Genomic DNA, 24,601 nt, shown 5'->3' with positions numbered 1-24,601 from the left:
CACGGGCACTCGACAGCGCGGGCACGCGGTCGCCTACTGGCTGGCGCACCGCCGCAGGCTCCGGCTCCCGGAGGACACCCGCCGTGGACGACGACCCCGTGCTGCGGGCCCTGGGTGAGGACCTCGCCCGCGAGGACCCCGACCTGGCCGCCCTGCTCGCCGCCGGTCCCCTGCCGCCCGCTCCCCGGCGCCACGGCCGGCGGGTGCTGATCTGGCTGGTGCTCACCGCCGTCCTGACCGTCGCGATCTCGCCACTGCTGCTGGGGCCGGTGGCGTTCGGCCTGATGGGCCTGGCGGTGCTGGCCTGCCCGCTGCTGGTCTGCCACTGGGTGCTGCCACCGGCACCGGAGGACGACGAGCCGCCCCCGTGACCGCCGGGGACATCTACGTTGCGGGCATGGACTTCTCCCTCTCCGCCCGAGCCGAGGACGTCTGCGGCCGGATGTGGGACTTCATGCGCGAGCAGGTCTTCCCCGCCGAGTCGGTCTACGCCCGGTGGCGCGCCGCCCGCGGCCACGACGACCACGCGCACCCACCCGTGCTGGAGGAACTGAAGGTCGAGGCCCGCAAGCGCGGCCTGTGGAACCTCTTCTCCCCCGAGCTCGGTGGGCTGACCAACCTGGAGTACGCCTCCGTCGCCGAGATCACCGGCTGGAGTCCGACGATCGCGCCCGAGGTCACCAACTGCGGAGCGCCGGACACCGGCAACATGGAGACGCTCATGCTGTTCGGCACGCCCGAGCAGAAGGAGCGCTGGCTGCAGCCCCTGCTCGAGGGCGAGATCCGCTCCGGCTTCGCGATGACCGAGCCCGACGTCGCGTCGTCCGACGCCCGCAACATCCAGACCTCGATCGTCCGGGACGGCGACGAGTACGTCGTCAACGGCCGGAAGTGGTGGACCACCGGCGCCGCCGACGAGCGCTGCCAGGTCTTCATCGTGATGGGGAAGACCGACCCCGAGGGCGCTCCGCACCGGCAGCAGTCGATGCTCCTGGTCCCGCGGGACGCCCCCGGGCTGGAGATCGTCCGGCACCTGCCGGTCTTCGGGTACCAGGACCAGCACGGCCACTCGGAGCTGGTCTTCACCGACGTCCGCGTCCCGGTGGGCAACCTCCTGGCCGGCGAGGGCGACGGATTCATGATCGCCCAGGCCCGGCTCGGCCCCGGGCGCATCCACCACTGCATGCGGGCCCTCGGCATGGCCGAGCGGGCCCTGGCGCTGATGGTCGGCCGGGCGCAGGAGCGGGTGGCCTTCGGGCGCCCGCTCGCCGAGCAGGGCACCGTGCGCGAGCTCATCGCGCTGTCCCGGCTGGAGATCGACCAGGCCCGGCTGCTGGTGCTCAAGACCGCCGACCTGATCGACCGGTACGGGGCGCGCGGCGCCCGCACCGAGATCGCCGGCATCAAGGTGGTCGCGCCGCGCGTGGCCTGCGAGGTCGTCGACCGGGCCATCCAGGTGCACGGCGGCGCCGGGGTCAGCGACGACACGGTCCTCGCCCGCTTCTACGCCGCGGCCCGCACGCTCCGCATCGCCGACGGCCCGGACGCCGTCCACCTGCGCTCGGTCGCCCGCGAGGAACTGGGCCGCGACCGCCCGCACCCGGGGTGACCCGAGTCGTCGGTGTCCCGTGACACGGTGCCCACGTGCCCAGGGACCCGGACGCCGACGACCTCCTGATCGAGCACACCGACGCCGTGGCCGCGACCGCCCAGCGGCTGCGCGCGGTGCTCCTCGACGCCCACCCGCAGCTCGACGAGCGGGTGCGGCGCGGCTGGCACTCGCTCAACTACCGCGATCCCGTGGCCGGCTTCGTCTGCGCGCTGTTCCCGACGGCCGACCGGGTGCAGCTGGTCTTCGAGCACGGGGTCCGCCTCCCCGACCCGGAGCGCCGGCTGGGCGGCACGGGCCGGCAGGTGCGCACGCTCGACTTCGCCGACCCGGCGGACGTCGACGTCGACGTCGTGACCACGTTCCTCGACCTCGCCGTCGAGCTGGGCGCTGGGGAGCAGGTCCGGTGACCGGGCCCGTCCTCGTCCTCGCGGCACCGGGACCACCCGACGGCGTGCCGGTCGACCGCCCACGTCCTTCGCAGCCTCCGCGCGGGCGGCGACCGCGGCCGGTGCTGGCGCGGCTCATGCGGGCCGCCGTGTGCGGCCTGCGCTGCCTCAGGGGGACAGTGTCGAGCCGAACCCGCCTCCGGCCAGCTTCGCCATGAGCTGGGTGCGGTCCAGCCCCACGGCGTCGAGCGCCTCGCCGTCCCGGTCGGTGTCGATCTCGTCGGGCAGCTGCGCCTGCACCTTGTCGGCCGTCTCGTTGTCGCCCTCGGTGCGCAGCACCCGCAACAGCTCCTGCTTGTCCAGCTTCACGCCTGACCTCCGCTCGGTCGCCGACAACTCCGGTCCAGCGTGATGCGCGGCCCGCCGGCCTGCAACGCGTCAGCGACGCTGCGCGCGGCGGTAGAGGAACGCCGCCACGCCCGCGAGGACGACGGCGAGGAAGAGCTGCGCCACCCCGACGCCCGCCTGGTCGCTGGCGAACCACGTCGGCGACGACACCAGCAGGACGACGGCCACGCCCGCCACCAGCAGGGCCACCTGTCGCTCGCGGCGTGCCGCCGGTCCGGGAGAGCTCATGGACCCGACCCTAAGGTCTTGTCATGCAAGCAAGCACTTGCGTATCGTCCGACCGTGGGCGACGTGTTCAAGGCCCTCGCGGACCCGACCCGGCGCGCGATCCTCGACGAGCTCCAGGAGCGGGACGGTCAGACGCTGTTCGAGCTGTGCGCCCGGCTGATCACCAGACACGGGCTCACCTCGTCCCGCCAGGCCGTCTCCCAGCACCTGGACGTCCTCGAGGACGCCGGCCTGGTGCGGACCCGCCGCGAGGGTCGCTACAAGTTCCACTCCCTGGACACCGCGCCCCTCCGGACCATCACCGAACGGTGGCGGATCGACCCCTGAGGAGGGCTCGTGCGCATCAACCTGACCAGCGTGCTCGTCGACGACCAGGAGAACGCCCTGCGCTTCTACACGGAGGTGTTGGGCTTCGTGAAGAAGACCGACATCCCGGTGGGCGAGCACCGCTGGCTCACCGTGGTCTCACCGGAGGACCCGGACGGCGTGGAACTGGTGCTCGAGCCCGACGAGCACCCCGCCGCGAAGCCGTTCAAGGCCGCCCTGGTGGCCGACGGCATCCCGTTCACCTCGTTCACCGTCGACGACGTGTCGAAGGAGTACGAGCGCCTGACGGGCCTCGGGGTCACCTTCACCCAGGAACCGACGGCGATGGGGCCGGTGACCACGGCCGTCCTGGACGACACCTGCGGCAACCTCATCCAGATCGCCAGCACGTGAGCCGCTCCCCCGGCGTCGGCGTCCTCCGTCAGTCGGCCTTGTTCGGCGGCTCCCCCGCGTCCCGGGCGGCCTGCGCCTGCGCGGGGTCGTAGGCGCAGGCGTCCCCCACGTCGGTCACGGTCTGGGCGTCGCCGTCGGAGGTCCCCGCCGGCGGCGGCGTCTGCTCGGCCGGGGTGGGTGTGGCGGTGCCGTCCGCGGCGTCGTCCGGGGCCGGGGCCGGGGCCGGGGCCGAGGCCGGCGAGAGGGCGTCCTCGACGATCTGCCGGATGGTGTCGTAGTCGGGGTAGGCCGGGTCGATCACGCTGTTGTCGAAGACGACGCTGCGCACCTCGGCGTCCTTGACCAGGAAGCCCAGGTCGACGAAGTCGTCCAGGGCCGACCGCGGGATGTCGGTGCTCACGATGTCCTGGGTGGTCGCCGCCAGCTCCTGGTAGCGCTCCAGCAGGGTGACCGGGTCGGCGGCGTCGATGATCGCGTCGATGGTGCAGCGCTGACGGGCCATCCGGTCGTAGTCGGTGAGGCCGAACCGGCCACGGGCGAACTGCAGAGCCGTGAACCCGTCCATGTGCTGATCGGGCCCCGGTTCGATGTAGTCGTCGGGCAGGGCGCCGGTGCCCGGGTCACCGCCGATCGGCACGTAGTAGTTGACGTCGACGGTGATCCCGCCGAGCGCGTCGACCAGCCGGCTGAACCCGTCGAGGTTGACCAGCACGAAGTAGTCGATGTCCAGGCCGAGCGCCTCGCCGACGCCTAGCTTGAGGAAGTCCGCCCCCGGGTCGTCGGTCGGGCCCAGGATGTCGGGGTACTGGGCCGGGCCGTTCCGGTAGACGGCGTTGAGCAGGCTCTCGCTCTCGCTGCCGCCGTCGAAGCCGTCCGGGTAGACCTCGGCCAGCGGGCTGTCCGCGGGGAAGGGCAGGTCCTCGAGGTTGCGCGGGAGGCTGAACAGCGTCGTGTCCCCGGTGCCGGTGTCGATGCTGGCCACGATGACGGTGTCGGTGCGCACGCCCTCGCGGCCTTCGCCGCCGTCCCCGCCGAGCAGCAGCACGTTGACCCGCTCCTGGTCGCCGAACGGGTCGGAGGTGTCATCGACCGTCGCCGACAGCCGGTCGTCGGCGAACAGGTCCTCGAGCAGGCCGCGCTGGGCGAACGCCACCTCGGCGGCTTTGAAGGACGGGTACCCGATCCCGGCCAGCAGCGCCAGGACGACCACCGCCCCGAGCGCCTTCCGGCCGCCGGACGTGCGCTCGGGCAGCAGCGCCCGGTAGCCGGCGACGACGACGAGCATCCACAGCACCGCCACGGCGACGACGCCGGCCAGCACCCACGTCAGGAACGCGGAGTCCAGGGCGATCTGCACCGCGGTGCGCCGTCCGGCGGTGGCCAGCCACACCGCGCCGCCGACGAGGAGGGCGAAGAACAGCAGCGTGAGGGCACCGAGCTTGCGGCGTCCGGCCGCGAGGAACGCCGTCCCCGGGAGGACCGCGCCGACGACGGTCAGGGCCAGCGTCGACCCGAAGGAGCGCTCGGGCTCCGCGCGGCGGTAGACCGGTCCGTGCGGCGGCGGGAGGGACCGGGAGGGACCGATGGGTCGGGTCGCGTCCTCGTGCTCGCTCACGGGCACGCCTGCGCAGGACGGATCCGGGTCATTCGGCCATGATCCCACTCAGAACCCGCCCGTACCCTCCGTCATCCACCTCCCACCTGCAGTGCACCCGATCGAGGGCTCGGTCGCGCGCTCAGCGGAGTACCCGGGCGCGGAGTCGCCCGAAGGTCCGCCGCGGCTCGGCGCAGGCGGAGGGGCACCTGGCCGCGGTGTCGCGCGAGCGACGAGCGGGGCCCGGAGGGTCCCCGAGGAGCGCAGGTCCGCCGCGGCTCGGCGCAGGCGGAGGGGCACCTGGCCGCGGTGTCGGACGGCAGTCCGACAATGACTCAGTGCGCCTGGCGACCTGGAACGTGAACTCCATCCGCAGTCGAGCCGACCGGGTGGTCGCCTGGCTGCAGCGCTCGGACGTCGACGTCCTCGCGGTGCAGGAGACCAAGTGCCGCGACGACCAGTTCCCCGAGTCGCGCTTCACCGACCTCGGCTACCAGGTCGCCCACGTCGGCTACTCGCAGTGGAACGGCGTCGCGATCCTGTCGCGGGTCGGCCTGGACGACGTCGAGATCGGCTTCCCGGGCCAGCCGTGCTGGGGCGACGGGTCGGGTGGGGATGACAGGGCCGAGGCCCGAGCCCTCGGCGCCACCTGCGGCGGGGTGCGGGTGTGGAGCCTCTACGTCCCCAACGGCCGCACGCTCACCGACCCGCACTACGAGTACAAGCTGCGCTGGCTGGAGGCGCTCCGGGCGACCGCGTCCGGCTGGCTCGCCGCAGACCCCGCCGCACAGGTCGCCCTCGTCGGCGACTGGAACATCGCGCCGCAGGACGACGACGTGTGGGACGTGCGCGTCTTCGCCCACTCCACGCACGTCTCCAAGCCCGAGCGGGCCGCGTTCCGGGCGATCGTCGACGCCGGGTTCGCCGATGTCGTCCGGCCGCACGCCCCGGGCCCCGGCGTCTACACGTACTGGGACTACACCCAGCTGCGCTTCCCCCGCCGCGAGGGCATGCGGATCGACTTCGTCCTCGGCTCCCCCGCCCTCGGAGCGCGCACCACCGGCGCGCGCATCGACCGTGAGGAGCGCAAGGGCAAGGGCGCCAGCGACCACGCACCGGTCGTCGTCGAGCTGGCCGACTGAGGCAGGCGCTCCGCGGGCTGGGAGGAGTCGAGGTCGACCGCCGTCGACCCGAGCCCCACGGGGGACCGCCGCGGTCGGCGCCGGTCGACCACCTCGGCCTGCCCGCCACGTACCGTGGCCGGTCGTGCTCGTCCTGCTGCCCCCGTCGGAGACCAAGGCGCCCGGCGGCGACGGCGCCCCGCTCGACCTCGCCGGCCTGTCCTCCCCCGAGCTCACCTCGGTGCGCACCGAGCTGGCCGAGGCGCTGGTCAAGCTGGCCGACGACGTCCCGGCGTCGCGCGCCGTGCTCGGGCTGTCCGTCACGCAGGACGACGAGATCGCCCGCAACGCCGCCCTGTTCACCAGCCCGACCATGCCGGCGCTGGAGCGCTACACCGGGGTGCTCTACGACGCCCTCGACGTCCGGTCGCTGACCCGGGCCCAGCGCTCGCGCGCCGACCGCCGGCTGGCGGTGGGCTCGGCGCTGTTCGGGCTGGTCCGGGGGACCGACGCTATCCCGGCCTACCGCCTGTCGACCGGCTCGTCGCTGCCCGGGCTGCCCACCCTGCGGGCGCTGTGGCGACCCGCGCTGGGCCCGGTCCTGGCCGCCGCCGACGGGCTCGTCGTCGACCTGCGCAGCGGGTCCTACGCAGCCCTCGCGCCAGTCCCGGGTGCGGTCACGGTGGACGTACTCAGCGAGCGGCCCGACGGCACCCGCGCGGTCGTCAGCCACTTCAACAAGGCGCACAAGGGGCGGGTCGCCCGCCTGCTGGCCACCACCACGGCCGAGCCGGCGGACGTCGTCCGGCTGCGGGCGCTGCTGCGGCGGGCGGGGTTGCACGTGGAACACGACGGCGGGACGGCCCTGACCCTCGTCGTCCCGGCGGAGCACGTGACGCGGTGAGCAATCACCGTCCGTGTTCAGTACGGTGATCTGCGTCAGGATTGTTGCCCGTGCCCGACCCGCCGTGGCATAACCGTCTGAGACGCGCGGGGCTCGAAGAAGGCGGGTCGGCGCGCGGGCAGCACCCTGGCCGCGGCCGGGCGGAAGGGTTGTGGTGGAGACATCCCCACGGCGGGACGACGCCGTGAGCAGGCTGGACGCTGCCCGGGCGGCGATCCTCCTGCGCAGCGATCCCGCCCGCGTCCGCGCGGCGCGGCGGTTGCGCGTCTCCGGCATCGGGTTCGCCGCCCTCGACCGGCTCGTGGAGCTGGCCTCGCGGCTGCTGGGTGCCCCTTCGGCGCAGATCTCCATCCTGGACGACGTGCACACGGTCGCCGGCATCGCCGGGATCCCGCCGGGCGGTCGCGGCCAGGAGTCCCCGCTGGACCAGTCGCCCTGCGCTCTCGCCGCCGCGCTGCGCGCCCCACTGGCGATCCCCGACGCCCGCGCCGACGTGCGGGTCCGCGACCTCGGCCCGGTCAGCTCGGGGATCGTGGGCTCCTATCTCGGCGTGCCGCTCATCGACGAGTCGGGGCTGGCTGTCGGCACCCTGTGCGTGTTCGCCGCCGCCCCGCGGGCGTGGTCCGACAGCGACGCGGCCACCCTGGCCCAGCTCGCCGCCGCGGTGGTGACCGAGCTGGAGTACGCGGCGCTCGCCGGGGAGCACGAGCGCCAGCGGGTGCGGTGGGTCCTGGCGATGGACGCCGGCCGGGTGGCCACCTTCGACTGGGACCTGCGCACCGGCGAGCTGGTCTGGGACGAGCCGCTGATGGCGGTGTTCGGCTACACCGCCGAGGAGTTCGACGGGACCATCGACGCGTTCAACCGGCGCCTGCACCCCGATGACCTGCCGCGGGTCAGCGAGGCGCTGCGGACGTCGATCGAGACCGTGGGCGACTTCGCGGCCGAGTACCGGGTGGTGCGCCCGGACGGCGACACCCGCTGGGTGCAGGCACGGGGCCGCGCCCTGGCCGGTCCGGACGGGATGGCCGTCCGCCTGCTGGGCGCCGCCTCCGACACCACGGAGGACCGCGGCGCGCAGGCCCGCGTGACCCGGGTCCTCGAGGCGATGCCGGCCGGCTTCTATTCGCTGGACCACCGTTGGCGGTTCACCCACGTGAACGCCGAGGCCGAGCGGCTGCTGGGCCGTTCCCGCGAGGAGCTGCTCGGGCAGGTGCTGTGGGAGGCCTTCCCCGCCGCGACGAGCAGCATCTTCGAGGAGAGCTACCGCGACGCCGTCCGCACGGGGCAGCCGGTCAACTTCGACGCCCACTACCCCGCGCCGCTGGACGGCTGGTACGAGCTGCGCGCCTGGCCGACCCCCGAGGGCCTGTCGGTGTACTTCACCGAGGTCACCGAGCGGCGCCGTGTCCGCGAGCGCGCCGAGCGGTCCGCCCAGCAACTGGCCCTCCTCGCCCAGGTCAGCGCCGAGCTCGCCGGCACGCTGGACACCGAGGCGGCGACCGCCCGCCTGTCGCGGCTCGTCGTCCCGGCGCTGAGCGACTTCTGCGTCCTCACGGTCATCGACCCCGACGGCCGCCCCCGCGACGTCGGCAGCTGGCACGTCGACCCGGCGTACCGCTCGATTCTCGAGCGGTACGCCGAGGTGCGGATGGAGGTCATGCCGGTCACCGCGCCGGTCGCCCGCGCGCTGCACACCGGCGAGGCGGTCACCTTCGCCGGGGACGACGTCCTGGACGTGCTGCCGCCGGGCCGGGCCAAGGACCTGCTCGCCGTCCTGTCGCCGGCCACCGAGGTCGCCCTGCCCCTGCGCGCCCGCGGCCGGACCGTCGGGCTGCTCACCCTCTTCTACGCCGGCGGGCACGCGCCGACCCCGGAGGACGTCGCCGTCGCACAGGACGTCGCCGACCGGGCCGGGCTCGCCCTGGACAACGCGCGCCTCTACGGCCAGCAGCAGCAGCTCGCGGAGGGCCTGCAGCGCAGCCTGCTCACCGACCCGCCCGAGCCCGACCACGCGCAGATCGCCGTCCGGTACCTGCCCGCCGTCGAGGCCGCCCGGGTCGGCGGCGACTGGTACGACGCGTTCCTCCAGCCGGGCGGGGCCACGATGCTGGTCATCGGCGACGTCGTCGGGCACGACACCGAGGCGGCCGCGGCGATGGGCCAGCTCCGCGGGCTGCTGCGCGGCATCGCGACCTACAGCGACGCCCCGCCGGCGGAGGTGCTGCGCGGGCTGGACGCCTCCATGGCGGTGCTGCAGACACGGGTGCTGGCCACGGCGGCCGTCGCCCGCTTCGAGCAGACCGACGACGAGCGCGCCCGCGGCATCACCCGCATGCGCTGGGCGAACGCCGGGCACCTGCCGCCGCTGGTCATCAACCCCGACGGCACCGTGGCCGAGCTGGCCTCCTGGAAGGGTGACCTCCTCCTCGGCGTGGACCACGAGGCGCGTCGGCAGGAGTCGGTGGTGACCCTCGACCGGGGTTCGACGGTGCTGCTGTTCACCGACGGCCTCGTGGAGCGGCGCGACGCCGACCTCGACGCCGGCATGGTGCGGCTGCGGGAGGCCCTGACCGACCTGGCCGGCCAGCCGCTCGAGGACCTGCTCGACCACGTGATCAAGCGGCTGGTCGACGGCCGGCCCGAGGACGACGTCGCGCTGGTCGCCGTCCGGCTGCACCCGCAGGACCGGCCGCGGCCACCCGAGGCCGGTCCCAACGTGGTGCCGGACGTCGTCCCGGAGGACCCCGCCTGACGCACTGCCCTGTCGGGCTCGGCGCGGACCGGGACGCCCCCTGGTCGCGGTGCCGTGCCCGGCGGCGGGCCCGGAGGGTCCCCGGCGGGTGCGACGGTCGGGCTCGGCGCGGACCGGGACGCCCCCTGGTCGCGGTGCCGTGCCCGGCGGCGGGCCCGGAGGGTCCCCGCGGGTGCGACGGTCGGGCTCGGCGCGGACCGGGACGCCCCCTGGTCGCGGTGTCGTCCGGTAGGACGACGATGTGACCGTGACGACCTCCACTGACGAGCTGTGCCTGCGCCCCGCGACGGAGCTGGCCGCGCTGATCCGTTCCCGGCAGCTGTCGGCCCGCGAGCTCACTGACGCCTGCCTGGACCGGATCGAGCGGCTCGACCCTCAGGTCAACGCCGTCGTCACCCGGGACCCCGAGGGCGCGCGGGCGGCCGCCGACGCCGCGGACGCCGCCCTGGCCGCCGGGGAGGAGGTCGGCCCGCTGCACGGCCTGCCGGTCGCGCACAAGGACACGCACGCCACCGGCGGCATGCGCACCACCTGGGGATCGCCGCTGCACCGCGACACGGTCCCCGCGGAGGACGAGCTGGTCGTCGCCCGGCTGCGGGCGGCCGGGACGGTGCGGGTGGGCAAGACCAACACCCCCGAGTTCGCGGCCGGGTCGCACACCTTCAACACCCTCTTCGGCGTGACGCACAACCCGTACCGGCACGGGTTGTCCGCGGGCGGCTCCAGCGGCGGGGCAGCCGCGGCGCTGGCCGCCGGGTTCGTGCCGGTGGCCGAGGGCAGCGACATGGGCGGCTCGCTGCGCAACCCGGCGGCGTTCTGCAACGTCGTCGGGCTGCGGCCGACCCCGGGCCGGGTGCCGATCTGGCCGACCTCGATCGGCTGGTCGCAGCTGTCGGTGCAGGGCCCGATGGGCCGCACCGTCGCCGACGTCGCGCTGGTGCTGTCCGCGATCGCCGGCCCCGACCGCCGGGTGCCGATCGTCCTGGACGACCCCGGCGCGCCGTTCGCCGCGCCGCTGCCCGAGCGCCTCGACGGGCTGCGGGTGGCCTGGGCGCCCGACCTCGGCGGGCGGGTGCGGGTCGACTCGGCGGTCACCGCGGTGCTGGAGGGGGCGGTGCGGGTCTTCGAGGACCTCGGCGCGACCGTCGAGGCCGACTGTCCCGACCTCTCCGGTGCCGACGACGTCTTCGGCACGCTGCGCGCCTGGCTGTTCGACGCCGCCTACACCGACCTCATCCGGCAGCACCCGGACCAGGTGAAGGAGTCGATCCGCTGGAACGCCGAGATGGGCGCCAAGCTCTCCGGCTCCGACATCGCCCGGGCGGAGACCGCGCACACGGCCCTCTACGAGCGGGTGGTGGGGTTCTTCGACCGCTACGACGTGCTGCTGGCACCGACGGCGCAGGTGCTCCCCTTCCCGGTCGAGCAGGAGTACCCGACCGAGATCGGCGGCCAGCCGCTGGAGAACTACCTGGAGTGGATGCGGGCCTGCACGCTCATCACACCGACCGGCTGCCCGGCGCTGTCCGTGCCGGGCGGGTTCACCGACGACGGCCTGCCCGTCGGGCTGCAGGTGGTCGCCGCGCCGCGGGCCGACCGCCGGGTGCTCGAGGTGGGCCACGCCTTCGAGCAGGCCACCCGGTTCGGCGACCGCCGTCCGCCCCTGTGACCGGGCAGCCGCACCGTCGCCACGGGTGGGTGCTGGGCGTCGCCGCCGCCGTCCTGGTCGCGGACCAGGCCACCAAGGTGTGGGCCGAGTCGGTGCTGGCGGACGGCCGGCGGATCGACCTGGCCGGGGACCTGCTGGGCCTGCGGCTGCTCTACAACCCGGGGGCCGCCTTCTCGATCGGCAGCGGCGCCACCTGGCTGTTCACCATCGTGTCGGGCGTGGCGGTGGTCGCGCTGGCCTGGTACTCGCGGCGGGTCACCTCGACGGCGTGGGCCATCGCCCTGGGCCTGCTGCTCGGCGGTGGGGTGACGCACTTCGGCGACCGGTTGCTGCGCGCGCCGGGCTTCGGCCGCGGGCACGTCGTCGACTTCATCGACTACGCCGACTGGTTCGTCGGCAACGTCGCCGACATCGCGCTGTTCTGCGGCGTGCTGCTGGCGCTGGTGCTCTCGCTGCGCGGCGACCGGGAACCGACGCCGTCCTCTGAAGCCGAATAGGGCTCTCTGGTTCCAGCGCTAGAGAGCCGCAGACGCGGCTACGCGCCGGCTCCCTCCCTCAGGTGCGGCGCCGGAGACCGCGCAGCGTCCGGACGGCGACCAGCAGCTCGGCCAGCTCGTGGCGGTCGCCAGCGGCGATGTCGACCAGGTGTGCAGCCGCCCGCTGCTGGGTGCCGTCCCAGCCCCCCGCCCAGCGGGCCACCAGCTCGTCGGCGGGCTCGGTGTCGGCCCGCCGCCCGCCGAGCACCTCGGCGACCAACGCGGCCTGCTCGGTGGCCAGGTCGTCGCGCAGGGCCGCCCGTGCCATCGACGGCCAGCGGCGGTCGCGGGGCAGGGCGATGACCCGCTCGCGCAGCGGCACGAGGCTCAGCCGCTCGGCGAGGCACTGCTGCACCCGGCCGGCGAGGTCGATCGGCGCGCGGGTGCGCTCGACGACCACCGCGAGGTCGAGCGCGGCGGGCAGCAAGGGGGCGGCGGCCACGTCGGCGGCGAGCTCCCCGGGCACGCCGACCCGCTCCAGCCGCGTCGCCCGCTCGGCGTAGGCGGCGGCCTCCGACCCGAGCAGCCACGACGGCAGCCCGGCACGCACCGCGGCGACAGGAGCGACGAACCGTTCCGTCACCTCCCCGATCGGGGGAGCCTCCTCGGCGGCGAACGGCGGGAGGGCCAGCAGCCACCGGGTCGCCCGTTCGGCCAGCCGGGTCGCCTCCGTGCGCAGCTCCACCTGCGTGGCCGCCGGGACCCGGTTGTCCAGCGGCCGGACGGCGTCCCAGAGCCGGTCGACGTCGAACACCGCGCGGGCCACCGCGTGCGCGCGCACCACGCCGGCCAGGGACACGCCGGTCTCCTCGACCAGGCGGTACAGCCCGGTCACGCCGGCGACGTTCACCGCCCGGTTGGTCAGCGCCGTGGCGACGATCTCCCGGCGCAGCGGGTGGCCGCTGACCGCCTCCGGGTAGCGGCGGCGCAGCTCGGCCGGGAAGTACCCGACCAGCAGGTCCTGCAGGGCCGGGTCGTCGGGCAGGTCCGAGTCCAGGACGGCGTCCCCGGTCTGCAGCTTGGCGTAGGCGAGCAACACCGACAGCTCCGGGCCGGTCAGCGCGTGGCCGTCCCGCCGTCGCTCGGTCAGGGCGCGGTCGTCGGGCAGCGCCTCGACGCTGCGCACCAGGCGTCCGGAGCGCTCCAGCGCGCGCAGGTAGCGCTGGTGGGCGTCGAGCAGGCTGCGCGCCGAGGTCACCTCGACGGCCAGGGTCGCGTTCTGCGCGTGGTTGTCGGTGAGGACGTCGGCGGCGACCTCGTCGGCCATGTCGCCGAGCAGCGCGGCCCGCCCCTCGGCGTCCAGCTCCCCGGCCTCGACCACCCGGTCCAGCGCGATCTTGATGTTGACCTCGTGGTCGGAGGTGTCCACGCCGGCGGAGTTGTCGATCGCGTCGGTGTTGACCTTGCCGCCGGCGAGCGCGTACTCGACTCGCCCGCGCTGGGTGAGGCCGAGGTTGCCGCCCTCCCCCACCACCCGCACCCGCAGGTCGCGGCCGTCGACCCGGACGGCGTCGTTGGCCTTGTCCCCCACGTCCAGGGAGCTCTCCGTGGCGGCCTTGACGTAGGTGCCGATGCCGCCGTTGAACAGCAGGTCGACGGGGGCGGTCAGGACGGCCCGCACCAGCTCGACCCGGCTGAGCACCTCGACGCCGGCGGGCAGGCCCAGCGCGGTCCGCATCGGCTCGCTGACCGGGATCGCCTTCGCCGTCCGCGGCCACACCCCGCCGCCGGGGCTGATCAGCGCCGGGTCGTAGTCGGTCCACGACGAGCGCGGGAGGTCGAACAGCCGGCGGCGCTCGGCGTAGGAGGACACGGCGTCCGGTGTGGGGTCGACGAAGACGTGCCGGTGGTCGAAGGCGGCGACCAGCCGGATGTGCTCCGAGAGGAGCATCCCGTTGCCGAACACGTCGCCGGACATGTCGCCGATGCCCACGACGGTGAAGTCCTGGCGCTGCACGTCGAGGTCGAGCTCGCGGAAGTGGCGGGTGACCGACTCCCACGCGCCGCGGGCCGTGATGCCCATGGCCTTGTGGTCGTAGCCGACCGAGCCGCCGGAGGCGAAGGCGTCGCCCAGCCAGAAGCCGCGCTCGAGCGCCACGGCGTTGGCCAGGTCAGAGAAGGTCGCCGTGCCCTTGTCGGCGGCGACCACCAGGTAGGGGTCGTCGCCGTCGTGGCGCACCACGCGCTCGGGCGGGACGACGCGGCCCTCGACCAGGTTGTCGGTCAACGACAGCAGCGCGCCGATGAACAGCCGGTAGCAGGCCTGCCCCTCGGCGAGGTGCGCGTCGCGGCCGGCGCTCTCCGGCGGGGGCCTGCGCACCACGAACCCGCCCTTGGCGCCGGTGGGCACGATGACGGTGTTCTTGACCATCTGGGCCTTCACCAGCCCCAGGACCTCGGTGCGGAGGTCCTCGTGCCGGTCGGACCAGCGCAGCCCGCCGCGGGCCACCGCGCCGAAGCGCAGGTGCACGCCGGCCACCCGCGGCGAGCTGACCCACACCTCGCGGTCCGGCCGGGGCTGGGGCAGGTCGGGCACCTCGGCGGGGTGCAGCTTGAGCGCCAGCGGTCCGCCCGCGTAGTACGTCGTCCGGACGGTCGCGGTCACGGCGGCCAGCAGCGCGGTGAGCACCCGGTCGGCGTCGAGGGACTCCACCTGCCCGATGGCCGCGCCCAGCGACTCGACCAGCTGGTCCTGGCGGCGTTCGCGCCCCGCATCGCGGTCCGGGGAGAACCGCGTCTCGAACAGCGCCACCAGCCGGGCGACGACGTCCGGGTGCGCGGCCAGCGTCGTCTCCACGTAGCGCTGGCCGAACGGCAGCCCGGCCTGCCGCAACCACTGCACGTAGGCCCGGACGACGGCGACCTGCCGCCAGTTGAGCCCGGCCAGCAGCACCAGAGCGCCGAGGCCGTCGTCCTCGGCCTCGCCGCGCCACACCGCCGACAGGGCGTCGGTGAACCGCTCCGGGAGCGAGCCGGGGAACGGCAGCTCGCCGGCGGGAGCGGTGAGCCCGAAGTCGTAGATCCAGGCCAGCGGCGCGCCGATCCGGTCGATCTCGTAGGGCCGCTCGTCGACCACGTCGACGCCCATGTGCTGCAGCATCGGCAGCACGTCGGAGAGCAGCAGCCGCTGCCCCACCCGGTAGACCGCCAGCCGCGGCTCGCTGGTGGAGGAGCCGCCGCGGAGCACCAGGCCGATCTCCCCGTCGCCCAGCGCCTCCAGCCGCTCGAGGTCCTCGACGGCGACCGACGCGGGGAAGTCCTCCTGGTAGGCGCCCGGGAAGGCGTCGGCGACCCGGGCCAGCCGCCGCTCGGCGTCCTCCCCGTACCGGGCGCGCAGCGCCTCGGACAGGTCGTCGGTCCAGCTGCGCACGACGGCGGCCAGCTCCGTCTGCACGGCGCCCACGTCGACGTCGGGCAGCGCCGGCCGGCCGCTGCGGGCCACCGGGGGGCGGACGACGAAGTACAGCCGGGCCAGCACCGACTCGGTGACCCACGCCGTGTACTCGATGCTCGTGCCGCCCAGCCGCTCCAGCAGCAGCTGCTGGACGGCCAGCCGCACCTCGGTCGTGTACCGGTCGCGGGGCAGGTAGACGATCGCCGACCAGAACCGGCCCGCCGGGTCGCGGCGGAGGAACAGCCGCGTCTGCCGGCGCTCCTGCAGGTGCAGCACGGCCAGCGCCACCGGCAGCAGCTCGTCCGCGCCGACCTGGAACAGCTCGTCGCGGGGGTAGGTCTCCAGGACGTCGAGCAGCTGCTTGCCGGTGTGGCTGTCGGCCGGCACCCCGGAGCGGTCCAGCACCTCGGCCACCCGGCGGCGCACCAGGGGCACCTCGCGGACGCCGTGCGCGGCGGCCGCCGTGGGGAACAGCCCGGCCAGCCGGTGCTGCCGCGCGGGCCCGCCGTCCTCGGCCGGGAAGGTCACCGTGACCACGTCCAGCCAGGCGCGGCGGTGGACCGTCGACCGGGCATCTGCCTTGCTCACGGTCAGCAGGGCCGGCCCCGGCGTCCCCTCGGGGAGGGAGGTCGCCTCGACGTCGCTGCGCAGCACGCCCAGCCCGCTGCCGGGCACCGCGCGGACCGTCGTCCGCCCCTGCCCCCGCGCCCGGTCGACGTCGCGGGCGCCGAGGAAGACGAAGTTGCCGTCGGTCAGCCAGCGCAGCAGCGCCGCCGCCTCGGCCGGGTCGGCCGCGGGGTCGCCGTCCGGCGCCGGTGCCAGCCGGTCGAGGCGCTCGGCCAGCTCCAGCGCGCGGGCGCGCATGCGGGTCGCGTCCTCGTCGACGGCGCGGACGTCGGCGAGCACCGTCCGCAGCCCGGCGACCAGGTCACCGGTGGCCTCCTCGTCCAGCGGACCGTCGAGGACGAGGGCCATCCACGACTCGGCCAGCGCGTCGGACCCGCAGACGGCGGGATCGCCGCTGTCGCAGAAGGCCCGGATCCGGCCGGCGAGGTCGCGGCGCACCACGACGACCGGGTGGACGACGTGCTCGAGGCGGAAGCCCTGGCGGACCACCTCGGCGGTGACCGAGTCGACCAGGTAGGGCATGTCGTCGGTGACGACGAGGACCACCGAGCGGGGGCGGGTCCCGGGGCGGTCGGGCAGCCGCTGGACGTCGACGGTCGCCGAGCCCTGCGGGCGGACCCCCGCCAGCCGCAGGTGGGCCAGGGCCAGGGCGGCGAGGTCGGCCGGGTCGTGCTCGAGGACCTCGGCGGCCGGCTCGCTCCAGTAGTAGCGCTGCAGGAGCGCCGGGACGTCGTCCGCCCCGCACCCGGGCGGCAGCCCCGCCCGGCTCTCGAGCGCGGCCTGCGCGGCGCGCTCCAAGAGCCGGGACTTCTCCTGCCGGGCCGCCTCCAGGGCGGCCAGTTCGGTGGCGGCGGCTGCGGGTGACGCGCCGGCCGCGGGGCCCGCTCCCGGGGTCGCCGGGGCGGTGCCGGTCGTGCTGGCCATGCCCGCGACGTTAGTAGAAGGATCCCCTGCCCCCCACCGTTGAAGGCCCCGTCCTCCCACCCTTCGCAAGCCCAGGGCGGTGCCCTGGACGGGCCGGGAGCCTGCAGGAGGCCGAGACGCGGGTCAGCGCTTCTCGGTCACCTGGTCGGCCAGCCAGCCGCCGATGGCGAGCAGCAGGCCGCCGACGATCGCGCTGCCGAAGCCGTCCACCTGCAGGCGGTCGGTGATCGCCGCGGTGATCCCGAGCAGGGCCGCGTTGATCACCAGCAGGAACAGGCCGAGGGTGAGCAGCACGAACGGCAGCGAGAGCAGCCGCAGGACCGGTCCGACGAACGCGTTGACAACCGCGAAGATCAGCGCGATCCACAGGTAGGTGCCAGGCTCCCCGAGCGGGCCGTTCGGGTTGGGGATCACCTCGATGCCGTCGAGGAGATAGGCCACGCCGTAGAAGACAGCGGCCATGATGACGACCTTGAGCAGGAACCTCAGCACGTCGTCCACGCTAGTCGTGGATGATCACGAGCCGGGTCGTGTCGGCTCCTCTACGGCTCTCTAGCCGCCGGTGTAGACGTCGGCAGACAGCGGTCGACACCCTTCCGCCCGCCCGCGTCCCGCGTGATCATGGGCTGTCGTCGCCGACACCGCGGCGTCCGCAGCAGCGCCGGCACGGGGCCCGTGGTCGACGCGACCCGAGCACGCATCGACCGGGCTCCCCCGGGGAAACCCGTCACTGCGGGGGGAACCGGAGAGGTGGGGGCACCGATGGACCGACTCGTGGTGGTCGGAGCGTCCGCCGGTGGCCTGGGCCCGCTGCAGGACCTGGCCGCGGCGCTCCCCCCGGACCTCCCGGCCGCCGTCCTCGTGGTGGTGCACCTGCCTCCCGCGGCCGACAGCCACCTGCCCCGGCTGCTCTCCCGCTGGGGGCCGCTCCCCGCGCGCACGGCGGCCGACGGGGACGCCCTGGTCCCGGGGACCGTGCTCGTCGCCCCGCCCGATCGGCACCTGCTGGTCCGCGACTCCCGGGTGCGGCTGTCCCGCGGGCCGCGGGAGAACCGGCAGCGTCCGGCCGTCGACCCGCTCTTCCGCAGCGCCGCGCAGTCCTTCGGCCCGGGGGTCGTGGCCGTCGTCCTGTCCGGCGCGCTGGACGACGGGGCCGTCGGCGCGGCGAGCGTGGCCGCGCAGGACGGCGCCGTCCTCGTGCAGGACCCGGCCGAGGCCCGGGTCACGTCCATGCCGCGGGCCGCACTCGCCGCCGTCCGCCGGGCGCGAGCGCTCCCCACCGCCGCACTGGGCGCCGCCGTCACCGACCTGGTCTGCGGCGAGCTCCCCGGCTCCGCGCCCGCCGCCACGACCACCACCGGAGAGAGGAGCAGGTCCATGGAGGGCGGACCGACCGCGGTCACCGACCTGGGCACCCCCGCGGCCGTGGGATGCCCCGAGTGCCAGGGCGGCATGTACGAGGCGGTCTCGGACAAGACAGCCAGCTACACCTGCCACGTCGGGCACGCCTGGACCGCCCAGACGCTCCTCGACGCCCAACGGCAGGCGGTCGAGGGCGCCATCTACAACGCCGCCTCCAAGCTGCTGGAGGTCGCCGCGGTGCACCGGCGGCTTGCCGAACTCGACGGTGCGGAGGCCGGCACCCGGGAGGAGAACCTCCGGGCCGCCGACCGGGCCGAGCGCCACGCCGCGCGGATCCAGGCCCTGGCGACCGAGGACCCGGGCGGCGACACGCCCTAGCCGGTTCTACCGATGTCTACGGCGGGGACTAGACGACGCCATACGGTGCTCGACATGGACCCCGTGCGGAACCCGTACGCGCCCGGCGCCGGCCAGCGCCCGCCGGAGCTGGCCGGCCGCGACACCGAGCTGTCGGCGTTCGACGTCGTCCTCGAGCGGATCGCGCACGGCCGTCCGGAGCGCTCCCTGGTGCTGACCGGGCTGCGCGGGGTGGGCAAGACGGTGCTGCTCAACCAGCTGCGCTCGGCCGCGATCGGCCGCGGCTGGGGCACCGGCAAGATCGAGGCGCGCCCGGACCAGTCGCTGCGCCGGCCGGTCTCCTCCGCGCTGCACATGGCGCTGCGCGAGCTGCGCCACCCCGACCCGGAGTCCATGGACGCCGTCCTGGGCGTGCTCAAGGCGTTCGCGCTGCGGCAGTCGGTCGACGCCAAGGTCCGCGACCGCTGGCAGCCGGGCATCGACGTCCCCGCGGCCTCCGGACGGGCCGACTCCGGGGACATGGAGATCGACCTGGTCGAGCTGCTCAGCGACGCCGCCGGACTGGCCGCGGACGTCGGCAAGGGCGTCGCGCTGTTCATCGACGAGATGCAGGACGTGCAGGCCCCCGACGTCTCGGCGATCTGCGCCGCCTGCCACGAGCTGTCGCAGCAGGGCGCGCCGCTGATCGTCGTCGGCGCGGGCCTCCCCCACCTGCCGGCGGTGCTGTCCGCCTCCAAGAGCTACTCCGAGCGGCTGTTCCGCTACCTGCGCATCGACCGGCTCGACCGGGCCGCCGCCGACCGCGCGCTGCTCGCGCCGGCCGAGCGGGAGGAGGTCACCTTCGAGCCGGAGGCCCTCGACGCGCTGTACGCGGCCGCCGACGGCTACCCGTACTTCGTGCAGGCCTACGGCAAGGTCACCTGGGACGTCGCCGCCTCCTCCCCGATCAGCGCGGCGGACGTCGCGATGGCCGCCCCCGTGGCCGAGGCCGAGCTCGCGGTCGGGTTCTTCGGCTCCCGCTACGACCGGGCGACCCCCGCCGAGCGGGAGTACATGCACGCGATGGCCGAGCTGGGCGGCCCCAACGGCGCGGCGGTGGCGACGTCGGAGGTCGCGGTGTCGCTGGGCCGCAAGCCGGCGTCCCTCTCCCCGGCGCGCGACTCGCTGATCAAGAAGGGGCTGGTCTACTCCGCCGAGCGCGGGCAGATCGCGTTCACCGTGCCGCACTTCGGCCGGTACCTGCTCAGCCACCCCGACTGAACCGGGCCGGTCAGCTCGGGAGCAGGAAGGCGTTCAGGTCGCTCGCCACGTCCCCGGGCCGCTCCCAGTTCGGGCAGTGCCCGGTGTCCTCGAGCACGTGCAGCTCGGAGTGCGGCAGGAGGGCGAGCAGCCGGTCCTGCTGTCCCCGGTCGAACAGGGCGTCGTGGTCGCCCCAGAGCACCAGCGTGGGCGCGGTGACGTCCCCGAGCCGGTCGCGGTCGTCGACCCGGACCAGCCCCTCCCAGGACTCCCGGTACACCCAGCCCGGCGCCTTGCGGCTCTCGGCGACGAGCGCGTCGAAGAACTCCGGCGGCACCGGCCGGTGCACCGTGCTGGCCGCGAACTCGCGGGCGAAGTCGTCGGGGACCTCGTCGGGCAGGTCGGCGATCGCCGCCCGCACCTCCTCGACCAGCGAGTCGCCCATCCGGTCGGCCGAGCCGATGAGCACCAACCGGTCGACGCGGTCCGGGTGCCGCTCGGCGGCGTGACGGGCGACGAAGCTGCCGAAGGAGTGTCCCACCAGGTGCGTGCGCGCGATGCCGAGCGCGTCGCAGAGGGCCACCAGGTCGTCCGCGTACCGGTCGAGGGCGTACCCGGCCGGCGGGCGATCGGACTCGCCGAAGCCCCGCTGGCTGAAGGCGACGGCGCGCAGCCGAGGGTCCACGGAGGGGAGGACGGAGCTCCAGGAGAACCAGGAGTCCGGCCAGCCGTGGACGAGGACGACCGGCGTCCCGGTGGGGTCACCCTGCTCCACGACGTGCAGGCGCAGTCCGCCGGGCACGGTCACGTCGGCGGAGCGGAGCGGCTGGGTCGTCCCGGACACGGCGCCTCCCGGTGCTCGGCCCCCGCGCGTCCACGGTAGGGCCCGCGATCGGCTGCCGGAACGCCGCCGGACGGACGGAGCGGACCGGTCGAAGGTCCCTGGCCCCGCCGGCGGATTCCTGCCGTGGACCGTGTCCTCCGTTGCGACCGGCGTGGTTGGGCGGCCGGCTCGGCGGGCAGGGCGGACCCGGCGTCCCCGGACCAGGGAGGCCGGGGGACGTGGAACGGGGACGCCGTGCCGACGTGGCTGGAAGCCGGGCTGTGGGGCCTGCTGGGGGGCGGGGCCCTGGTGCTCGGCGCGCTGGTCGCCTGGTTCGTGCGGGTGCCGCAGACGGTCATCGCCTCGGTCATGGCCTTCGGCTCGGGCGTGCTGATCTCCGCGGTGGCCTTCGACCTCATGGCCGAGGCCGCCGAGACCGGCGGGCTGCTCCCCACGGCGCTCGGGTTCGTCGGCGGCGCACTCGCCTACCTGGGCGCCAACGAGGTCCTGGCCCAGCGCGGGGCCCGGCACCGCAAGCGCTCGGGGTCCCAGCAGCCGTCGGAGGACCAGCAGTCCGGCAGCGGGGCCGCGATCGCGATCGGCGCGCTGCTCGACGGTGTCCCGGAGTCGGTCGTCCTCGGCCTCGGGCTGCTGGGCGGCGGGTCGGTGAGCGCCTCGGTGCTGGCCGCGGTGTTCATCTCCAACGTGCCCGAGGGGCTCTCCTCGGCCGCCGGGATGAAGGCCAACGGCCGCTCCGCGCGCTACGTGTTCGGGGTGTGGGGCGGGATCGCCGTCGCCAGCGGGCTCGCGGCGCTGATCGGCTACGCCGCGCTCGGCGGCGCCCCGCCGGAGGCGATCGCGGTCATCACCGCCGTCGCGGCCGGGGCGATCCTGACCATGATCGCCGACACGATGATCCCGGAGGCGTTCGAGCGGACCCGCACCTGGACCGGCGTCATCACCTCGCTGGGCTTCCTGGTCGCCTTCGCCATCGAGCTCGCCTGACCGTCCCGACTCCCCGCGGCGCGGGGTCGGTCCCCGGGCGCTCGTGCTCTGCCCACCCACGTCGGCAGAGCACGAGTGTGCGCGGGCGCAGCCCACCGGCCGGCGGGGAGTCGCCTGACGCTGCGGCCGCGGCCCCTCCCCGGCAGGGTGGGCTCGTGAGAGAACCGAAGGAGATCGCCGTCCCCGTCGCCGGTGGGGAGCTGGCCGCCCTGCACTGGCCGGCCGACGCCCCCGGTGCGCCGCTCGTCGTGCTCGTGCACGGCATCACCGCCAACGCGATGGCGTGGGCACGGGTCGGGAACGCGCTGGCCGGCGAGTTCGAGGTCGTCGCGCCGGACCTGCGCGGCCGGGCCGGGTCGGCCGCGGTGCCCGGGCCGTACGGGCTGGACGCGCACGCCGACGACCTGACCGCGCTGCTCGACGGCTTCGGGGCCGACGGCGAGGCAGGCGCCGAGGCCACCGTGCTGGTCGGGCACTCCATGGGCGCCTTCGTCGCGGCGCTGGCGACGTCGGGGCAGGCCCGGGACCGGGTGCACGGCCTGGTCCTCGTGGACGGCGGGCTGGCGCTCCCCCTCCCCCCGGGTGCCGACGTCGACGCGATGATGGCCGCCGTCCTCGGGCCCTCGCTGGCCCGGCTGTCGATGACCTTCCCGGACCTCGCGGCGGTGCGGGCGTTCTGGGCGCAGCACCCCGCGGTCGGGCCGTGGGTCGACGACCCGGCGGTGGCCGCCTTCCTGACCCGGGACCTGCAGGGGGAGCCACCCGCGCTGCGCAGCGGGTGCGTGCCGGAGGCGATCCGGGTGGACGGCGGCGACGTGCTGCTCAACGAGCGGGTCCTCGAGGCCACCGCCGACCTGCCGGTGCCGGCCACGCTGCTGTGGGCGACGCGCGGCCTGCAGGACCAGACCCCCGGCCTCTACGACGAGACACGGCTGGCCCTGCTCGGGCTGGAGCCGGCCGGGATCACCGCACGGGAGGTGCCCGACACCAACCACTACTCGATCGTCTGGTCCCCCGACGGCGTGGCGGCGATCGCGGCCGCCGTCCGGGAGGCTGCCGCGCGCCGGTGAGGTCGGGCCGGCCGGGCCGCCACCGGCCCGGCGACCGGTGGCCGCTGCCACGTCATCGGGTGGGCCCGGACGGCGAGCAGCGCGACGTCGTCCTCGGCCCCGTCGCCCACCATCCCGGCCAGCAGCCGGTCGCACAGGTCGTCCAGCGGCTCCCCCGCCGAGCCGGCCAGCAGCCGCCGCAGCCGGTCGCGGCCCTCGTCGAGCGTCACGTCGCGGCGTTCGAAGAGCCCGTCGGTGAACAGCAGCAGCGTGGCCCCCTCCGGGAGCGTGGCCGTGCCGTCGGCGCGCGGTCCCCGCCAGCCGATGCCCAGGGGCGGCCCCACCGGGGCGGAGAGGTCCGCGACCGCGCCGTCGCCGAACAGCAGCATCGGGTCGGGGTGACCGGCCGTGGACCAGCGCACCCGGCGCAGCCCCCGCTCCCGCTCGGCGGGGGTCTGCTCGACGCGGCACACGAGGGCGGTGGCCATGGCGGGCACGGCCAGGCCCACGAGGGCGTGGTCGACCCGGCGCAGGACGCCTGCCGGCTCCTCCAGCCGGTCGAAGGCGATCGCCCGGACCAGGGTCCTCACCTGACCCATCGCCGCGGCGGCCTCGACGTCGTGGCCCATGACGTCGCCGATGACGACCACCGTGTCGCCGTCCGGCTGCAGGAACGCGTCGTACCAGTCGCCGCCTATGGAGACCCCGCGGGTCGCCGCCCGGTAGCGGACCGCCAGCTCCAACTGGTCGGGCTGCACCGGCGGGGACAGCAGGCTCAGCTGGAGCCGCTCGGCGATCTGCTGGTTGGCCGCGGCCAGCCGGGCGTTGTCCAGCGCCAGCGCCGCGCGGCGGGAGGCGATCTCCGCCGTCCGCAGCTGCGCCTCGCTGTGCGGACCGCGCTCGGCCCCGTTGACCAGGGTGAAGGCGCCGAATGTCTCCCCGCGCGCGACCAGCGGGAACGTCGCGACCGCCGCCGGCCGCAGCGGCGCCAGCGCGGCCCGCGCCTCCGGGCTGCTGACCATCGCGGCGACGTCGCCCTCGGTGAGGGCCGGGATCACGACGGGGCGACCGCTGCGCAGCGCCGTCGGCACCGGCGCCGCGGGGGCGTTGGTCCGCACGCGGGCATCGGCGTAGCGGTGCATCGCCTCGACCATCGCCGGGTCGCTGTGGGCCCGGCCGACGTCGCGGCGGGTGCCGTCGGGGTCGATCACGCTGACCAGGCACCATTCGGCCAGCACCGGGACGACGAGGCGCGCGAAGCGGTCGACCGCCTCGTCGACGTCGACGGTGGAGGTCATGGCCAGGTTGATGTCGCCCAGCAGCACCAGGTGCCGGCCGGTCCGCTCGGCCTCCGCGACGGCTGCGGCCGCCGCCCGCACCGACTCCTCCCGCGCGGCGACGGCCGCTGCCCGCTCCTCCTCGGTGCGCCGGCGCTCGGTGACGTCGTCGTAGGAGACGACCAGGCCGGCGTCGGTGAGGAACGCGTCGGCGCGGAACCACCTCCCCAGGGGACCGAACCGGGCCTCGGTGGTCCCCGACTCCCCCGTCGCCCGGACCCGCCGGTACAGCTGCTCGAACGGGCCGCCCACGGCCTCCGGGAACTCCTCCCACACGTCGCGGCCGACCAGCCCGTCGACGGTCCGGTCCAGCGCCCGTGCCCCCGCGGGGTTGACGTAGCGGAACCGCCAGTCGTCGTCCAGGACGAGCAGCGGCCGGTCCATGCCCTCCACCGCCTGCGTGAGCAGGTCGGGGGGCGGCGGCGCCGCGTCCTCCCAGGTCATGGGAGGTCACTCTGCCTCATGCGGATCCTCGCCCTCCCGCGCCGTGCCCGGGGGTGCCCGATCGGGGGTACACCGCGCGGCAGGGCTCCTTGGCAGCGACCGCCGCC

At 75.3% G+C, this 24,601-nt stretch carries 21 protein-coding genes; 14 read left to right on the top strand and 7 right to left on the bottom strand.

Features of this window, described 5'->3' with window-relative positions; all coding sequences use genetic code 11:
* The first annotated feature begins 83 nt into the window (after nt 1-83).
* The 3 genes from ACI782_RS04955 to ACI782_RS04945 are packed head-to-tail and all read left to right on the top strand — an operon-like array spanning nt 84 to nt 2,019.
* Nucleotides 84-371, top strand: a complete 288-nt coding sequence (locus ACI782_RS04955) for a DUF3040 domain-containing protein (RefSeq protein WP_456906692.1) — start codon at nt 84-86, stop codon at nt 369-371.
* A complete protein-coding gene (locus tag ACI782_RS04950) occupies nt 368-1,609 on the top strand; it encodes an acyl-CoA dehydrogenase family protein (RefSeq protein ID WP_456906690.1) in 1,242 nt (413 codons plus the stop codon). Before ACI782_RS04955 ends, ACI782_RS04950 begins: the two co-directional genes overlap by 4 nt.
* Nucleotides 1,610-1,644: 35 nt before the next feature.
* A complete protein-coding gene (locus tag ACI782_RS04945; protein WP_456906688.1) occupies nt 1,645-2,019 on the top strand; it encodes a DUF1801 domain-containing protein in 375 nt (124 codons plus the stop codon).
* Nucleotides 2,020-2,166: 147 nt separating this feature from the next.
* Here ACI782_RS04945 and ACI782_RS04940 read toward each other — a convergent pair whose 3' ends face one another.
* Nucleotides 2,167-2,367, bottom strand: a complete 201-nt coding sequence (locus ACI782_RS04940) for a hypothetical protein (protein ID WP_456906686.1) — start codon at nt 2,365-2,367, stop codon at nt 2,167-2,169.
* 69 nt (nt 2,368-2,436) lie between these two features.
* On the bottom strand, nt 2,437-2,634 hold the full coding sequence (locus ACI782_RS04935; RefSeq protein WP_456906684.1) for a hypothetical protein: 198 nt from the start codon (nt 2,632-2,634) through the stop codon (nt 2,437-2,439).
* Nucleotides 2,635-2,688: 54 nt separating this feature from the next.
* Here ACI782_RS04935 and ACI782_RS04930 point away from each other — a divergent pair, with 54 nt between their 5' ends.
* Together ACI782_RS04930 and ACI782_RS04925 are read left to right on the top strand one after the other, a co-directional pair.
* The gene (locus ACI782_RS04930; protein ID WP_456906682.1) at nt 2,689-2,961 is read left to right on the top strand and encodes an ArsR/SmtB family transcription factor; all 273 of its coding nucleotides are present in this window, start codon (nt 2,689-2,691) and stop codon (nt 2,959-2,961) included.
* Nucleotides 2,962-2,970: 9 nt separating this feature from the next.
* Nucleotides 2,971-3,354: a VOC family protein gene (locus ACI782_RS04925; protein WP_456906680.1), complete on the top strand. Its 384-nt coding sequence runs from the start codon at nt 2,971-2,973 to the stop codon at nt 3,352-3,354.
* A 28-nt stretch (nt 3,355-3,382) separates the two neighbouring features.
* Here the strand turns inward: ACI782_RS04925 and ACI782_RS04920 are convergent, their stop codons facing one another.
* The gene (locus tag ACI782_RS04920) at nt 3,383-4,969 is read right to left on the bottom strand and encodes an LCP family protein (RefSeq protein ID WP_456906678.1); all 1,587 of its coding nucleotides are present in this window, start codon (nt 4,967-4,969) and stop codon (nt 3,383-3,385) included.
* Between the two features lie 317 nt (nt 4,970-5,286).
* On the opposite strand from ACI782_RS04920, the gene ACI782_RS04915 reads away from it, so the two are divergent.
* The 5 genes from ACI782_RS04915 (at nt 5,287) to ACI782_RS04895 (ending at nt 11,894) form a co-directional block, all read left to right on the top strand.
* A complete protein-coding gene (locus ACI782_RS04915; RefSeq protein ID WP_456906676.1) occupies nt 5,287-6,090 on the top strand; it encodes an exodeoxyribonuclease III in 804 nt (267 codons plus the stop codon).
* A gap of 124 nt (nt 6,091-6,214) precedes the next feature.
* Nucleotides 6,215-6,973 (top strand): peroxide stress protein YaaA, encoded by a 759-nt coding sequence (gene yaaA / locus ACI782_RS04910; protein ID WP_456906674.1) that lies wholly within the window; start codon nt 6,215-6,217, stop codon nt 6,971-6,973.
* Between the two features lie 184 nt (nt 6,974-7,157).
* A complete protein-coding gene (locus ACI782_RS04905; protein WP_456906672.1) occupies nt 7,158-9,728 on the top strand; it encodes a SpoIIE family protein phosphatase in 2,571 nt (856 codons plus the stop codon).
* A 247-nt stretch (nt 9,729-9,975) separates the two neighbouring features.
* The gene (locus ACI782_RS04900) at nt 9,976-11,397 is read left to right on the top strand and encodes an amidase (protein WP_456906670.1); all 1,422 of its coding nucleotides are present in this window, start codon (nt 9,976-9,978) and stop codon (nt 11,395-11,397) included.
* Nucleotides 11,394-11,894: a signal peptidase II gene (locus ACI782_RS04895; RefSeq protein WP_456906667.1), complete on the top strand. Its 501-nt coding sequence runs from the start codon at nt 11,394-11,396 to the stop codon at nt 11,892-11,894. The genes ACI782_RS04900 and ACI782_RS04895 overlap by 4 nt, the downstream gene beginning before the upstream one ends.
* A 58-nt stretch (nt 11,895-11,952) precedes the next feature.
* Here the strand turns inward: ACI782_RS04895 and ACI782_RS04890 are convergent, their stop codons facing one another.
* Together ACI782_RS04890 and ACI782_RS04885 are read right to left on the bottom strand one after the other, a co-directional pair.
* A complete protein-coding gene (locus tag ACI782_RS04890; RefSeq protein ID WP_456906665.1) occupies nt 11,953-16,878 on the bottom strand; it encodes an NAD-glutamate dehydrogenase in 4,926 nt (1,641 codons plus the stop codon).
* A gap of 123 nt (nt 16,879-17,001) precedes the next feature.
* Nucleotides 17,002-17,370 carry a phage holin family protein gene (locus tag ACI782_RS04885; protein WP_456906663.1) on the bottom strand — a complete coding sequence of 123 codons (369 nt, stop codon included), beginning with the start codon at nt 17,368-17,370 and terminating at the stop codon, nt 17,002-17,004.
* Between the two features lie 270 nt (nt 17,371-17,640).
* Between ACI782_RS04885 and ACI782_RS04880 the strand changes: the two genes are divergently transcribed.
* Both ACI782_RS04880 and ACI782_RS04875 read left to right on the top strand, forming a co-directional pair.
* The gene (locus ACI782_RS04880; RefSeq protein WP_456906661.1) at nt 17,641-18,618 is read left to right on the top strand and encodes a chemotaxis protein CheB; all 978 of its coding nucleotides are present in this window, start codon (nt 17,641-17,643) and stop codon (nt 18,616-18,618) included.
* Between the two features lie 54 nt (nt 18,619-18,672).
* Nucleotides 18,673-19,857 carry an AAA family ATPase gene (locus ACI782_RS04875; RefSeq protein WP_456906659.1) on the top strand — a complete coding sequence of 395 codons (1,185 nt, stop codon included), beginning with the start codon at nt 18,673-18,675 and terminating at the stop codon, nt 19,855-19,857.
* Nucleotides 19,858-19,867: 10 nt separating this feature from the next.
* Here ACI782_RS04875 and ACI782_RS04870 read toward each other — a convergent pair whose 3' ends face one another.
* Nucleotides 19,868-20,680 carry an alpha/beta fold hydrolase gene (locus ACI782_RS04870; RefSeq protein WP_456906657.1) on the bottom strand — a complete coding sequence of 271 codons (813 nt, stop codon included), beginning with the start codon at nt 20,678-20,680 and terminating at the stop codon, nt 19,868-19,870.
* A 234-nt stretch (nt 20,681-20,914) separates the two neighbouring features.
* On the opposite strand from ACI782_RS04870, the gene ACI782_RS04865 reads away from it, so the two are divergent.
* Nucleotides 20,915-21,664 (top strand): ZIP family metal transporter, encoded by a 750-nt coding sequence (locus ACI782_RS04865; RefSeq protein ID WP_456906655.1) that lies wholly within the window; start codon nt 20,915-20,917, stop codon nt 21,662-21,664.
* A gap of 155 nt (nt 21,665-21,819) precedes the next feature.
* Complete coding sequence (locus ACI782_RS04860) at nt 21,820-22,734, top strand: alpha/beta fold hydrolase (protein ID WP_456906653.1); 915 nt, start codon at nt 21,820-21,822, stop codon at nt 22,732-22,734.
* Here the strand turns inward: ACI782_RS04860 and ACI782_RS04855 are convergent.
* Nucleotides 22,659-24,494: a SpoIIE family protein phosphatase gene (locus ACI782_RS04855; RefSeq protein ID WP_456906651.1), complete on the bottom strand. Its 1,836-nt coding sequence runs from the start codon at nt 24,492-24,494 to the stop codon at nt 22,659-22,661. The two genes, ACI782_RS04860 and ACI782_RS04855, sit on opposite strands and share 76 nt — an antisense overlap.
* Between the last annotated feature and the right edge of the window lie 107 nt (nt 24,495-24,601).

This window comes from Geodermatophilus sp. SYSU D00703, assembly GCF_054050155.1.
Note: the sequence above shows the minus strand (reverse complement) of the source record. Positions and strands in the feature narration are given on the sequence as shown.